The 12,539-nt window shown below is 61.9% G+C and carries 13 protein-coding genes; 5 read left to right on the forward strand and 8 right to left on the reverse strand.

Translation table 11 applies throughout. The annotated features are described in order from the left end of the window. Positions 1-10: 10 nt before the first annotated feature. From dsbG to AC07XZ_RS12060, 4 genes are all read right to left on the reverse strand, one after another. Positions 11-781, reverse strand: a complete 771-nt coding sequence (dsbG, locus tag AC07XZ_RS12045) for a thiol:disulfide interchange protein DsbG (protein WP_007955786.1) — start codon at positions 779-781, stop codon at positions 11-13. After that, on the reverse strand, positions 757-1,629 hold the full coding sequence (locus AC07XZ_RS12050; RefSeq protein ID WP_064378572.1) for a TlpA disulfide reductase family protein: 873 nt from the start codon (positions 1,627-1,629) through the stop codon (positions 757-759). The genes dsbG and AC07XZ_RS12050 overlap by 25 nt, the downstream gene beginning before the upstream one ends. Then, the gene (gene dsbD, locus AC07XZ_RS12055; RefSeq protein WP_102686436.1) at positions 1,629-3,359 is read right to left on the reverse strand and encodes a protein-disulfide reductase DsbD; all 1,731 of its coding nucleotides are present in this window, start codon (positions 3,357-3,359) and stop codon (positions 1,629-1,631) included. Before dsbD ends, AC07XZ_RS12050 begins: the two co-directional genes overlap by 1 nt. Before the next feature lie 135 nt (positions 3,360-3,494). Next, on the reverse strand, positions 3,495-4,166 hold the full coding sequence (locus AC07XZ_RS12060) for a hypothetical protein (RefSeq protein WP_085744932.1): 672 nt from the start codon (positions 4,164-4,166) through the stop codon (positions 3,495-3,497). 313 nt (positions 4,167-4,479) lie between these two features. Here AC07XZ_RS12060 and AC07XZ_RS12065 point away from each other — a divergent pair, with 313 nt between their 5' ends. From AC07XZ_RS12065 to AC07XZ_RS12085, 5 genes are all read left to right on the forward strand, one after another. After that, positions 4,480-5,160 (forward strand): response regulator, encoded by a 681-nt coding sequence (locus AC07XZ_RS12065; RefSeq protein WP_102686435.1) that lies wholly within the window; start codon positions 4,480-4,482, stop codon positions 5,158-5,160. Continuing rightward, positions 5,160-6,482 (forward strand): ATP-binding protein, encoded by a 1,323-nt coding sequence (locus AC07XZ_RS12070; protein ID WP_085744931.1) that lies wholly within the window; start codon positions 5,160-5,162, stop codon positions 6,480-6,482. Before AC07XZ_RS12065 ends, AC07XZ_RS12070 begins: the two co-directional genes overlap by 1 nt. Before the next feature lie 107 nt (positions 6,483-6,589). Continuing rightward, complete coding sequence (locus AC07XZ_RS12075) at positions 6,590-7,075, forward strand: GNAT family N-acetyltransferase (RefSeq protein WP_102686434.1); 486 nt, start codon at positions 6,590-6,592, stop codon at positions 7,073-7,075. A 142-nt stretch (positions 7,076-7,217) separates the two neighbouring features. Beyond that, the gene (locus tag AC07XZ_RS12080; protein ID WP_102686433.1) at positions 7,218-8,630 is read left to right on the forward strand and encodes an aspartate aminotransferase family protein; all 1,413 of its coding nucleotides are present in this window, start codon (positions 7,218-7,220) and stop codon (positions 8,628-8,630) included. Between the two features lie 83 nt (positions 8,631-8,713). Beyond that, on the forward strand, positions 8,714-8,938 hold the full coding sequence (locus tag AC07XZ_RS12085) for an MbtH family protein (protein ID WP_007917715.1): 225 nt from the start codon (positions 8,714-8,716) through the stop codon (positions 8,936-8,938). A 126-nt stretch (positions 8,939-9,064) separates the two neighbouring features. Here the strand turns inward: AC07XZ_RS12085 and AC07XZ_RS12090 are convergent, their stop codons facing one another. From AC07XZ_RS12090 to AC07XZ_RS12105, 4 genes are read right to left on the reverse strand one after another with little or no spacing between them, the layout of a single operon-like run. Next, complete coding sequence (locus tag AC07XZ_RS12090; RefSeq protein WP_102686432.1) at positions 9,065-9,964, reverse strand: metal ABC transporter substrate-binding protein; 900 nt, start codon at positions 9,962-9,964, stop codon at positions 9,065-9,067. Continuing rightward, entirely contained in the window at positions 9,965-10,864 is a 900-nt protein-coding gene (locus AC07XZ_RS12095; RefSeq protein WP_033059198.1) for a metal ABC transporter permease, read from the reverse strand. After that, positions 10,864-11,607, reverse strand: a complete 744-nt coding sequence (locus AC07XZ_RS12100) for a metal ABC transporter ATP-binding protein (protein ID WP_102686431.1) — start codon at positions 11,605-11,607, stop codon at positions 10,864-10,866. Before AC07XZ_RS12100 ends, AC07XZ_RS12095 begins: the two co-directional genes overlap by 1 nt. Beyond that, positions 11,604-12,533, reverse strand: a complete 930-nt coding sequence (locus AC07XZ_RS12105) for a metal ABC transporter substrate-binding protein (protein ID WP_064598220.1) — start codon at positions 12,531-12,533, stop codon at positions 11,604-11,606. The genes AC07XZ_RS12100 and AC07XZ_RS12105 overlap by 4 nt, the downstream gene beginning before the upstream one ends. Between the last annotated feature and the right edge of the window lie 6 nt (positions 12,534-12,539).

A 12,539-nucleotide genomic window follows, 5' to 3' on the forward strand; every position in this document is an offset into this window, starting at 1 on the left:
GGGCGTTTTTTTATTTCGGGCCGAGAATCTTCGCCAGTTTGTCCGGCGTCGGCGCGCCTTGCTGTTGTTGCAGTTCGCCCTTGTCGTCCATGTAGAAGATCGCCGGAGTGGCCTGCAAGTCCAGGTCTTCCATCAACTGCATGTTCGCCGCGAGTTTGGTCTGCACGGCGACCGGAATGTCCTTCAAGGCCTTGAGGGTGCTGGCCTTGCCGGCCTTCTCGTGATCTTCCAGGGCCTTGCTCGGGTCTTTGGCGGCGAGCAGGGCGGCGGATTTGGCCGGGCTGTCTTCGCGGATGATGCCGACCATGATGTGCCGCAACTGCACCTTGCCGGCCTTGACCCATGGACGGGCCTGTTCCCAGAACATGTTGCAGTACGGGCAGTTCGGGTCGCTGAACAGGTACACCGTGCGCGGCGCATCCTTGTTGCCGTCCTGAATCCAGTTGCTTGCTTCGAACTTGGCCCAGACTTCCTTGGCCATCGGCGCGTAGACCAGTTTTTGCAGCGGCGCGCTGCTCAGGTCATTGCCGTCGGCGTCGTACAGATTGCCCAGCAGCACATGCTTGCCGTCCGGCGTCAGGTACAGCGCCATGCCGCGGTTCTGGTATTGCGCGGCGTAACCGCGCAAGCCGTCCGGCGCGTCGAACTGGCCGACGATTTTCGCGCCCTTGGCTTCGATCTTCTTGATCGCTTCAGGCAGTTCTTCGGCGGCCTGGACCGACGGCAAGTGCAGCAGGGCTGCGCTCATGGTCAGCGTCAGCAGGTGGCGGAGGCGGGGCATGGCAGTTTCCTTGAAGAAGAGGTGGCCGGGTTCGGACTGGAAGCCGGGGTATCGAAGTTTTCCAGGGCGCGGGCCAGGCTGGCGTTCGACAACTCGCCCAGATGGCTGCCCAGCAGGCGACCGTCCGGGCTATAGAACAGCGTAGTCGGCAGGGCCATGGAGCCCACGGCCTGGCCGAGACGTCCGCTGCGGTCGAACAGCACGTTGTTCAGGCTCAGGCCCTGGGTTTCGAGAAAAGTCGCAACGCTTTGCATGCTTTCGGCCTGGTTGACGAACAGGAACGTCAGGTCCGGGCGTTGTTGCTGGGCGTTTTCCAGCACCGGCATTTCCCGTCGGCACGGCGGGCACCAGGTGGCCCACAGATTGATCACCAGCGGCCCGCCCTGATAGTCGGTGAGTTTCACGGTTTCCCCGGCGGCGTTGCGCAGGGTGATGTCCGGCAGGCGTGTGCCTTGCTCGTAGATGTTCAGCGACAGGGTCGCCAGCACCCAGAACGCCACGCCGCTGACCACGCCGAAGCCCAGCGGTCGACGCAAACCCGGCCGGCGCCAGCCGCGATACAGCGCCGCCAGCAACAGCACGATCACCCCCGGCCAGGCGAGAAAACCGCCGTCGCGCAAGTCGATGATCTGCCAGAGATCGTTGCGATAGTGCCCCCAGTACATGGCGACAAACGCCATGCGCGCCGCCAGCATGCCGAGCAGAAACAGGCTGAACAGCGCCGACTCGGGGTTGTCACCGCCGCGCTTGGCCACCCGCCAGCCGACGAAGGTCGCCAGCGCCAGCGCGCTGATCAGCAGCAGGTGGTTGAGTGCGATGGCAAAGGTGCCGAGGGTGAAGGTCAGCATTAACGGGCGTCTCGGGTGGTGGTCCAGCGTTGCAGGAAAGTATCGGCATCGACCTCGCCGGTGATGCGCTGGCTGCGGCGCTCTTCGCCGTCGGCGCCGATCCACACGAAACTCGGTGGCCCCGGCACTTTATAACGGCCGAGCAGTTCGCGGCTGGCGGCATTGTCGGCGGTCACGTCGAGTCGGAGCAAGCGCACATCGCTCAGGGCCTGCATCACCCGCGCCTGGCCGAACACCTGTTTCTCCATGACTTTGCACGACGTGCACCAGTCGGCGTAGTAATCGAGCAGCACCCACTGGCCCTGCGCTTTGGCGGTGTCGAGCTCGCGTTGCAGGGCGCCCGGATCCTTGATCGTCGTGAAGGCTTCGTGGCCGCTGGGCGCCGCAGATCCGACACGGCCGGCGCTGTACACCTGCAACGGCTGATACGGATCGTCACTGCCACCCGCCGCACCGACCACCAACAGACTGCCCCACAAGCCCAGTAACAGCGAACCGGCACCGAACAACTGCGCCACGCGACCGAAGCCTTCTGACTGTTTCCAGGCACTGTAAGCGGCGATCAACAGCAGCGCGCCGCACAGACCCAGCCACAGCGACGGATCCAGCACCGGACGCAGCATCAGCAGCGCGGTGGCGAGGAACAGGAAACCGAACACGCCCTTGAGCAGGTTCATCCACGCGCCGGGTTTGGGCAGGAAGCGATTGCCGACGGTTACCAGCAACAATAGCGGTACGCCGATGCCGATCCCGAGGGCAAACAGAATCAGACCGCCGTGCAGCGCGTTGCCACTTTGCGCGATGTAAAGCAGGGCGCCCGCCAGCGGTGCGGTCATGCATGGGCCGACCAGCAGACCGGACAACGCGCCCAGTACGCCCGCGCCGACCAGACTGCCACCGCGTTGACTGCGCGAGGCATGTTCCAGTCGATCCCGCAGGGCCACCGGCAATTGCAGCTCGAAGAAGCCGAACATCGGCAGCGCCAGAACCACAAATACGGCCGCAAAAGTCCCGAGCAACCAAGGGTTCTGCAACCACGCCTGCAGGTTCGCCCCCAGCAGCGCAGCGATGACGCCCATCGCCGCATACACCAGCGCCATGCAAACCACATAACTGCCGGCCAGCGCGAAACCGCGACGCGGCGTGGCGCCGCTGCCGACTACCATGCCGGCCAGAATCGGCAGCATCGGCAATGAGCATGGAGCAAAGGCCAGCAGCAGACCGAGGCCGAAGAACACCAGCAGACTCCAGCCCAGCGAGTGCTGTTGCAGACCGCTGGCCAGTGCCTGATCCGGCGCTTCATCTGTCGTTGCTGCGGCTTTGCCGCCGAGGTCGATCACTCGGGTTTGTGGCGGATAGCAAAGGCCGGCGTCGGCGCAGCCCTGATAGCTGACCTTTATCTGGCCCGTGGCGGCTGCGGGAATCTTCAGTTCCAGACCCTGACGATAAACCGGCTGTTCGCCGAAATACTCGTCGCTGTGGGATTCGCCCTCCGGCAGGGCCGGGACGTTTTGTGTCGCCAGCCCATCGAACTTCAGACGCTTCTGGTACAGGTAATAACCGTCGGCGATTTGCCAGAACAGCTGGGTCTCACCGGAATCCAGACGCTCAGAGGTCAGTACGAATGCCTTGTCGACCGGCAGGAACTCCGGTTTTGACGCAAAGGGATCATTCCCTGCCTGAGCCAGACTCGAAATCAACAGTGCAAACAATAGAAAAAAATGACGCATGGAGGAGCCTTGTCCCTGTGCAATTGAGGGGCACAATGGGCGGCGGCGATTAACCGGTGATTAACCGGTGATTAACCGGGTATATCCATGCGTCAAACCTGCGAGACGCTGCAGTATTGCAAACGAATGATGGAGTCAGAGACCCCGTGTCAGCCCGGCGAATGTACCGCTCACGTTGTGCACACCACCCTCGACTCGGCCTTTCTGCATGTTGTAGACCACGAACTGGTCATTGGTCAGGAAGATATACCAGAGGTTGTCGCTAAAGGTCGGATCAATCTGAGCCGCGGTAACAAGGCGATCTTTATAAAGTTCAAGTCCGGGCAGTACTGCTGTTGGATGGTGATTTACTTTTCGCGTTACAGTATCCAGCGTCAAGTGGGTCCCGTCATTCAACAAGAAGCGAAACAGATTTTTGTACCCGATGGCTTCCAGCCAAGTACCGGCAACGATTCTGTCGAAGTAGGGCAGGATCGGCGTCCACAGGGAGTTGGAAAGATTGTAAAAGGCATCAGCCTTTCCGGTGTCCTGGTTATAGGCGCAAACCATCGGGCGATCACCATTGTAAAAGAATAACCAGACAATATCCTTGTCGCCCGCCTGGGTCTGGGTGAAGCCGAACCGCAGATGCTTGGCATAGGCATCGAACCCTTCCCAGTGCCCCTTGATCGGTTTTGGATATTCGCCGGGTACTTCTTCGTCGCCATTGTTGTAGCAGGAAAAGGTTTCAGTATCTTTGAAGAAAAAGTAAATCCGGTCAGGGCCGGAGCGCCAGTCGATAGCAACAAAGTTGTTGAGTTTGGACATTTGATAGTTCCTTGGAATAGATAATTGGTTGTTTGGTGTTGTAGTAAGTGTGGTGTTTGTATGTTCTGCAGTTGAAGGTTAACGTGATAAATAACTTTTGCGCACTGATTATGTGATTGCCATTTGTGTCGCTTTGAACTTGATAAGTTATTGTCTGTTGGTTTTTAGTTGTCATCGCGATAATCGCTATTGAGAAAACCATTGCCCGCAGTCGTACACATCGGGAATCATGCTTTTCCTTGGCGCGGGCAGTGTCCATAATTGCCGCTTAATCCTCTCCTGCTTGAATCGCGTTTTTTCTCATGGAGCTCCCATGCACGTACTGGTTTGCGAAGACGATGAGTTGATCGCCAGCGGGATCGTCGCCGGGCTGACGGCGCAAGGCCTGACGGTCGAGCACGTCAACACCGCCTCCAAGGCGCGGGCGATTCTCAAGGTTGCCGAGTTCGACGTGATGGTGCTCGATCTCGGCCTGCCGGACGAAGATGGCCTCAAACTGCTGCAACAACTGCGTCAGCAAGGGCTGGAAATTCCGGTGCTGATCCTCACCGCGCGGGATTCGGTCACCGACCGTGTCGACGGTTTGCAGTCCGGTGCCGACGACTATCTGCTTAAGCCTTTCGATCTGCGCGAATTGTTCGCGCGTCTGCAAACCCTGCTGCGCCGGGTAGCCGGGCGCAGTGTCAACCTGATCGAACACGGTGCGCTGACCTACGACCCGAGCAGTCGTGAAACCACGCTGGCGGGCCGTCCGGTGGACCTGTCCCGTCGTGAACAATCCCTGCTGCAAGCCTTGCTGCACAACCGTGGCCGGGTGCTGTCCACCGAGCAATTGAAGGACAGCGTCTACGGTTTCAACGATGAGCTGGAGAGCAACGCGCTCAACGTGCACATCCATCACCTGCGCAGCAAACTTGGCAAAGGCATCGTCGAAACTGTACGGGGTCTGGGTTATCGCCTGGGCCCGGCCGATGGTGGAGAATCTGACAAGTGATGAGTCTGCGCCTGCGTCTGAGCCTGACCCTCGGCGCTGCGTTCGCGCTGATCTGGGCCCTGGCGGCCGCCTGGATGCTCAGCGACCTGCGCAACCAGATGATGTTTTCCCTCGACCAGCGCCTGGTGGCGTCGGCGCGGATGGTCGCCGGATTGCTGGAACAATTGCCGGCCATTCCGAGCAAAGGCGAAGGCACTCACTTCAGCGCCGAGCAACTGAACATTCCCGGCGGCATGGCCTGTCAGGTCAGCTCGTTGCGCGGGGAAATTCTTGCCCGCAGCCACAACAATCCGGAACAGGCGCTGGAAGCGCAGAAAATGGGTTTCCACGATCAGATGATCGATGGCGCGCCTTGGCGCAGCTTCACCCTGGCTCGGGGCGATGTGCGAATTACCACTGCCGACCGGGTCATCGAGCGCGAAGCCCTGAACATGTCGATCCTGCTGGCGGCCTCGGTGCCGGTGGGCGTGGCGCTGCTCGGCTGCCTGTGCCTGTTGTGGCTGGGGATCGGTCAGGGCCTGGCGCCGCTCAATCGCTTGCGTGAAGCCTTGATGCGTCGCAACGCGGATTCGCTCGAACCTTTGCAGTTGCAGTCATTCCCAAGCGAATTGAAACCGCTGCTCGAAACCCAGAACCAGTTGTTCCAGCGCATCGGCAAGACCATCGAACGCGAACGTCGCCTGACCGGCGATGCCGCCCATGAACTGCGCAGCCCGCTGACGGCGATCAAGACCCACCTGCAAGTGGCGCGCATGACCGAAGGCAGTGCCCGCGATCAGTCCCTGGCCCGGGCCGAGGAGGGCGCCGACCGCCTGCACCGGACCCTTGAGCAATTGCTGTTGCTGGCGCGGGTCGAGGGCAGTCTGTCGTTCGACGACGGTGTGCAGTGCAGCGCCGAACAGGTGGCGAAACTGGCGATTCAGGATTCGGCCAGTGACCAGCGCCAGCGCATCAAGCTGCACCTGCCTGAGCGATTGTCCGATGCGCCCCTGCAAATGCCGGCGGTGCTGTCGATCGCGGCTCTGCGTAATCTGTTGGACAACGCCCTGCGCCACACGCCGACCGACGGCGCGGTGGAGTTGAGCCTGGAAACCATCGCCAATCGTGTGCGTTTCGTGGTGCGCGATCATGGGCCGGGGATTGCCCCGGACGATCTGCAACACTTGACCCAGCGCTTCTGGCGCAACGGCCAGAGCACCGGCTGCGGACTGGGGCTGGCGATTGTCCAGGCCATCGTTCAGCGCTGCGCCTGCACCTTGCATTTCGACAGCCGCCCGGATGGTTTGCGGGTCGAGCTGACGATGCCGCTGCAACCGGTCTGAAAGGTTGCCAGGCACATCAAATGTAACCTCTCTCCATTAGTCATCCGCCGGCCGCGACGTTATTGTCGCCCCTGCCTTTGACTCAATGGATTGAGGGAAACAGCGCCATGGAAGCACCCATCCACATCTGTCCCGCCACATCCGCCGACGCCGGCATCATCAGCCGGATTCTCGAGCGCTCGATCCGTGTCGGTTGCGCGCTCGATCATCGCAACGATCCCCAACTGGTCGACCGCTGGGTTCGCCGACAATCGGCGGAACACATCAGCGGCTGGCTCGCCGATCCGCATCTCTATCTGAATATCGCGCTTCTTCACGATAAGCCGGTCGGGGTCGGCATGGCCGCCGCCAATGGCGAGATCACGTTTTGTCATGTGCAGCCGGAGTGGTTTCGTCGGGGCGCGGGCCGCGCGCTGGTGGGCGATCTCGAGGGTTGGCTGAGGATTCGCGGCCGGCCTTGCGTCACGCTCGCCAGCACGCGAACCGGCGAGGCGTTCTACCGGCGCCTGGGGTATCGCGAAGCGGCGTCTGCCTTCACGCATCACGGCGTTTTGAGCCTGCCGATGCACAAGCCGCTGGCATTGTCGGCCTGACATTCGATCAAGGGTGTAAATCCTCGACACGCTGGTGCGTTTCCAGAACAGGAAAACCTGCATGTGCGCCCCGCGACCGGAACGCGCACCTGCCCGGTGTGCAGTTTTGGTCACTATCCATAGCGTATTGAGGGGTCGAGAGATGTCAGTCGCCACCAGTCTTATTGAAGAGTCGTCGGCCCGGATCGCCTCCGCGCCGGCTGAAACGCTGTATCAGTTCAATGAATCACCGTTGCTGGCCCGGCAGAGCCAGCAGGAATCCAATGCCCGCAGCTACCCGCGCCGAATTCCGCTGGCACTGAAGCGCGCCAAGGGCCTGTACGTCGAAGACGTCGAAGGCCGTACCTTCATCGATTGCCTGGCCGGTGCCGGCACTCTGGCGCTGGGGCATAACCACCCGGTGGTGATCGAGGCGATCCAGCAGGTGCTGGCCGATGAACTGCCGCTGCACACCCTGGACCTGACCACGCCGGTGAAAGACCAATTCGTTCAGGACCTGTTCGGCCTGCTGCCTCCAGCATTGGCCAAGGAAGCGAAAATCCAGTTCTGCGGCCCGACCGGCACCGACGCCGTGGAAGCTGCGCTGAAACTGGTGCGCACCGCCACCGGGCGCAGCACCGTACTGTCGTTTTCCGGCGGTTACCACGGCATGAGCCAGGGCGCCTTGAGTCTGATGGGCAGCCTCGGTCCGAAGAAACCGTTGGGCGCATTGCTCAGCACCGGCGTGCAATTCATGCCGTTCCCGTACGACTACCGCTGCCCGTTCGGCCTCGGTGGCGCGGCGGGTGTGAAGGCCAACCTGAGTTACCTGGAAAACCTGCTCAATGATCCCGAGGCCGGCGTGCAGTTGCCGGCCGCAGTCATCGTTGAAGCGGTGCAGGGCGAGGGCGGTGTGATCCCGGCGGACATCGAGTGGCTACGCGGTCTGCGCCGCATCACCGAGAAGGTTGGCGTAGCGTTGATCATCGACGAAATCCAGAGCGGTTTCGCCCGTACCGGCAAGATGTTTGCCTTCGAACACGCCGGCATCACCCCGGACGTGGTGGTGCTGTCCAAAGCCATCGGCGGCAGCCTGCCGCTGGCCGTGGTGGTTTATCGCGACTGGCTCGACACCTGGCAGCCGGGCGCCCACGCCGGTACGTTCCGTGGCAATCAGATGGCGATGGCCGCCGGCTCTGCCGTGATGCGTTACCTGGTCGAGCACAAGGTCTGCGAACACGCCGCTGCGATGGGCGAACGCCTGAGCGAGCACTTGCACATCCTGCAGCGCGACTTCCCGCAACTGGGCGACATTCGTGGTCGTGGCCTGATGCTCGGTGTCGAACTGGTCGATCCGAACGGTACGCCGGACGCACTCGGCCATCCACCGGCGTTTGCGCGTCTGGCGCCGCTGGTTCAGCGCGAATGCCTCAAGCGTGGCCTGATTCTGGAGCTGGGCGGTCGGCATGGTGCGGTGGTGCGATTCCTGCCGCCGCTGGTGATCACCGCCGCGGAAATCGACCGCGTCGCCGAGATCTTCGGCCGTGCGTTGAGCGCCGCGACCGCCGGCCTGTAAATTTTTCGCCGCGTCGAACGTTCTTTCTACATACCCGGCTGCACCCGTCGTGCAGCCCACCCTTACAGCGATGGAGACACAGCATGACTTCAGTATTCGACCGCGAGGACATCCTCTTTCAAGTCGTGGTCAACCACGAAGAGCAGTACTCGATCTGGCCTGATTACAAGGCCGTGCCGGAAGGTTGGCGCACCGTCGGCAAGAGTGGCCTGAAAAAGGAATGTCTGGCCTACATCGAAGAAGTCTGGACCGACATGCGCCCGCTGAGCCTGCGTCAGAAGATGGAAGCGCAAGCGGCTGCACAGTAAGTCTTCAGGCAAAAAGAAACCCGCTGGGCTGGAAACAGTCAGCGGGTTTTTTCATGTCTGGAAGATCGGCCTTGATGATCGTTCCCACGCGGAGCGTGGGAACGATCAACGGGGGGGCAACTGGCCTTAGGCGCCGCTCAGGCCCTTGAGCAGCACATCCACATTGCCTTCCAGCTCTGCCACCGGATCTGCCGCATCGGTGCTCAGCACCAGCAGATGACTGCCCGATTCGGCAATCGCCGCTTTCACCTCGTCCGACGGCTGCCGATGGTGCAGCACCACCGCCACGTCATTGTCTTTCAGGGTGGCGGTCAGTTTTTTCAGATCCTCCGGCGTCCATTCGGCATCCGCGCGGGCATCCTGTCCGATCAATTCCAGATTGAGGCTGCCGATCAGGTAACCGAAGTGATCGCTCAGGCTCATCACGCTCAGGTTGTCGGCACTGGCCAGACGCGCCTCGCTGTCGGCACTGAGTTTCAGCAGGCGCTGTTTCAGTGCCGCCAGATTGGCCTCGATCTTCGGTTTGTCCTTCGGTGCCAGGCGCACCAAGTCTGCCGCCATCACGTCGGCCATGCGCCCCATGTTGTTGCTCGCCAACCACGGCTGGCTGTTCAAACCGTCGACCTTGAGCCCCGGTTGCACGGCAATGCCGGGCAGGGCGCCGTCCACCGGGCGGGCAGCGTCGACTTCGACGATGCGGATGTTGCTGCGGCGGGCGATCGGGTACAGCGGATCATCGGCCCACAGCGAGCGCACACCGATCACCGCATCGGCGCCAGTGGCCAGTTTGCTCAGCGCCGGGGCGCCGCGACCGGTGAAATAGGCGGTCTGGCGGCTGCCCGGCAGATTCGCTGGCGCCGCACGTTCGAGGCTGATGTCGGTGCCCTTGAGCAGGACTTCACCCAGACCATAAGTGATGGGCAACGAGGCCAGCACTCGCAACGGTTTCTCGGCAGCCAGCAGAGGGCTTGAAACTGCACCGCTGAGGGCGATGGCCAGAGTCAGTTTTCGTAATGAAAAAGCCATTTATCCAAGGTTCCCTTTCAGACTGGGGACGACGCCCCGGGCAATCGCGGCGAGGGCGAAGGCGATACCGGCGACCAGGATGATCGCAGCGCCGGACGGAATCGGCAGGTCGAACACGATCGGCGCGAGAATCCCGCACAGCGTGCTGATCGTGGCAATCAGCACCGAACACCAGAAAAAGCCTTTGAGCGACTGGCTGAGCAGACGTGCTGCCGCCGCCGGAATCACCAGCAGCGCACCGACCAGAATCGCACCGATGACTTTCACTGCAGCAACCGTAATCAGCGTCACCAGAATCACGAACAGGTAATCCAGGGTCTTCACCGCGACGCCGCGCACCGCCGCCAGTTGCGGATTGAAGCTGGCGAGCATGATCCGGTTGTACAGCGGCAGGGCCAGCGCCATGACCAGCGAGCCGACAATCGCCAGCACTAGCAGGTCGTTGCCGTTGACGGTCAGCACCGAGCCGAACAGCACGTTTTCCAGAATGTGCACGTTGATCTTGCCCGCCAGAATCAGCAGCAGGCTGGCGCCTAAAGCGAGAGACACGGACAGGAACACGCCAATCAATGTGTCGGGTGCCAGACCGGTGCGGTTGCGCAGGTAGTTGAGCAAAATGCCGAACAGCAGGCAGTAACCGAACAGGCTGCCGTACGGCCCGGTGTAGGGCTCGCCGAGCAGAATGCCGATGGCCACGCCGGTCAACGCCGCGTGACCGACTGCTTCGGAGAAAAACGCGAAGCGCTTGACCACCACCAGCGTGCCGAGGCCACCGAGCACCGGGCCGATCAGCAGACCGGCAAGCAAGGCGTTGACCACAAACCCATAGGCCAGGGCTTCCGGCAGGTAACCGGAAGAGGCCCAGCCTTGCACCATCAAACGAAAGGCTTCGTAACTCATCAGGCAGCGCTCCTTGGATGGGTCGAGAACAGGGTCAGCAGGCGTTCCGGGGTCAGGGCCTGTTGTGGCGTGGCGTCGAACAGCACGCGGCGGTTGAGGCCGGTGACGCGATTGGCCAGACGCCCGACCGCTTCCAGATCGTGCTCGATCCACAGCACCGTGATGCCTGCCGCACGCCAGTCGCCGAGCAATCGCTCGAAGACCTGAATCCCGGCTTCGTCGAGGGCCGACATCGGTTCGTCCAGCACCAGCAATTGCGGGGCCGGAATCAGGCCTTGAGCGAGCAGAACCCGCTGGCGTTCACCACCGGATAGTGCGCCCATCCGGCGCTTGCGCTTGTCCTGCATGCCGACTCGCTCCAGCGCATCATCGATAGCGCCGGCGTAGCGTTTGCTCAAGCCGAGGAAGGCCGGGCGACGCTGACACATGGCGGCCATAAAATCATCGACGGTCATCGGCAGACCCCGATCGAATTCCAGCGCCTGCGGCACGTAACCGATGGTGCCGGGTTCGCCGGGCCATTGCAGACTGAGCCGGCCGTGATGCGGCATCTGCCCGAGCAGGGTCTTGATCAGCGAACTCTTGCCGCCGCCGTTGGGGCCGACCAGCGCATGCACGCTGCCGGGCTGCACCTGGAAGGTGACTTTGTCGAGGATCGTCGTGCGGCCGAGGGTCAGGCTGACGTCGGCGAAATCCAGGGTCGGGCCGCTATGTCTGATTGAAAGGTTTTCCTGAGCCGTCATGCGCCGGACTCCTGAATCGCCCGCACCACGGTGTTGAGGTTGCCGGTCATTTCCTTTTCGTACTTGTCGGCGGTGTATTCGCCATAGGAAATGTGCGACAGCGGGTACAGCTTCACACCGGATTCACGCTGGATGGTTTCGACGTAGGTGGACGGGAAATCCATCTCGGAGAAGATCACCTTCACGTCCAGCTCGCGCAGTTGGTCGATGGTTTTCTTCAACTGGCTCGGGCTCGGCTCGATGCCGTGGGCGGGTTCGACCACGGCGGTGACTTCCAGACCGAATTCGCGCAGCAGGTAGTCATAAGCGGCGTGCACCGTGGCGACTCGCAGTTCGGCGTTCGGCGCCTGGGTCAGTTTGGCCAGGGCGTCGGCGCGCATCTGCCGCAGGCGTTTGCCGTAGGCGCGGGCGTTCTGGGTGTAGGTCTTGGCATTGTCCGGGTCGAGCTTGCCCAGTTCCCGGGCGATGTTGTTGACTTGGGCAATCGAGGCACTGATCGACAGGAACGTGTGCGGGTTCACCACTTTGCCGGCGCCGCGCGCAGCAACCCCGGTGGCGGCCAGCAACGGCACGTTTTCGTTGGCTTCGATGGTCTTGATGTTCGGCGTTTCGCTGGCGGCGATCATGCGGTCGGCGAAGTCGTCATGGCCGACGCCGTTGAGCACGATCACGTCCAGCCCGCTGATGCGCTTGATGTCTTCGGCGCGCGGCTCGTAGGCGTGCGGGTTGAAACCGGCGGGAATCAGTGGCACGACCTCGGCCTTGTCGCCGACGATGTTCGCCACATAGCTGTAATACGGATGCAGTGTGATGCCGATGCGCAGGCGCTTGGCCTGATCGGCGCTGGCCAGCGGGCTCAGCAGGCAGGCGCACAGACCGATCAGCAGCAGGCGCAGGAAAGGACGGCGTTGAGATGAACTAGGCATGGGCAA

It is taken from the genome of Pseudomonas sp. GW458-11-26-14-LB4 (assembly GCF_059423925.1).

Bases quoted from the DNA above. Each gene is read 5' to 3' on its own strand.
- dsbG (WP_007955786.1), bottom strand. From the start codon at position 781: ATGCCCCGCCTCCGCCACCTGCTGACGCTGACCATGAGCGCAGCCCTG.
- AC07XZ_RS12050 (WP_064378572.1), bottom strand. From the start codon at position 1,629: ATGCTGACCTTCACCCTCGGCACCTTTGCCATCGCACTCAACCACCTG.
- dsbD (WP_102686436.1), bottom strand. From the start codon at position 3,359: ATGCGTCATTTTTTTCTATTGTTTGCACTGTTGATTTCGAGTCTGGCT.
- AC07XZ_RS12060 (WP_085744932.1), bottom strand. From the start codon at position 4,166: ATGTCCAAACTCAACAACTTTGTTGCTATCGACTGGCGCTCCGGCCCT.
- AC07XZ_RS12065 (WP_102686435.1), top strand. From the start codon at position 4,480: ATGCACGTACTGGTTTGCGAAGACGATGAGTTGATCGCCAGCGGGATC.
- AC07XZ_RS12070 (WP_085744931.1), top strand. From the start codon at position 5,160: ATGAGTCTGCGCCTGCGTCTGAGCCTGACCCTCGGCGCTGCGTTCGCG.
- AC07XZ_RS12075 (WP_102686434.1), top strand. From the start codon at position 6,590: ATGGAAGCACCCATCCACATCTGTCCCGCCACATCCGCCGACGCCGGC.
- AC07XZ_RS12080 (WP_102686433.1), top strand. From the start codon at position 7,218: ATGTCAGTCGCCACCAGTCTTATTGAAGAGTCGTCGGCCCGGATCGCC.
- AC07XZ_RS12085 (WP_007917715.1), top strand. From the start codon at position 8,714: ATGACTTCAGTATTCGACCGCGAGGACATCCTCTTTCAAGTCGTGGTC.
- AC07XZ_RS12090 (WP_102686432.1), bottom strand. From the start codon at position 9,964: ATGGCTTTTTCATTACGAAAACTGACTCTGGCCATCGCCCTCAGCGGT.
- AC07XZ_RS12095 (WP_033059198.1), bottom strand. From the start codon at position 10,864: ATGAGTTACGAAGCCTTTCGTTTGATGGTGCAAGGCTGGGCCTCTTCC.
- AC07XZ_RS12100 (WP_102686431.1), bottom strand. From the start codon at position 11,607: ATGACGGCTCAGGAAAACCTTTCAATCAGACATAGCGGCCCGACCCTG.
- AC07XZ_RS12105 (WP_064598220.1), bottom strand. From the start codon at position 12,533: ATGCCTAGTTCATCTCAACGCCGTCCTTTCCTGCGCCTGCTGCTGATC.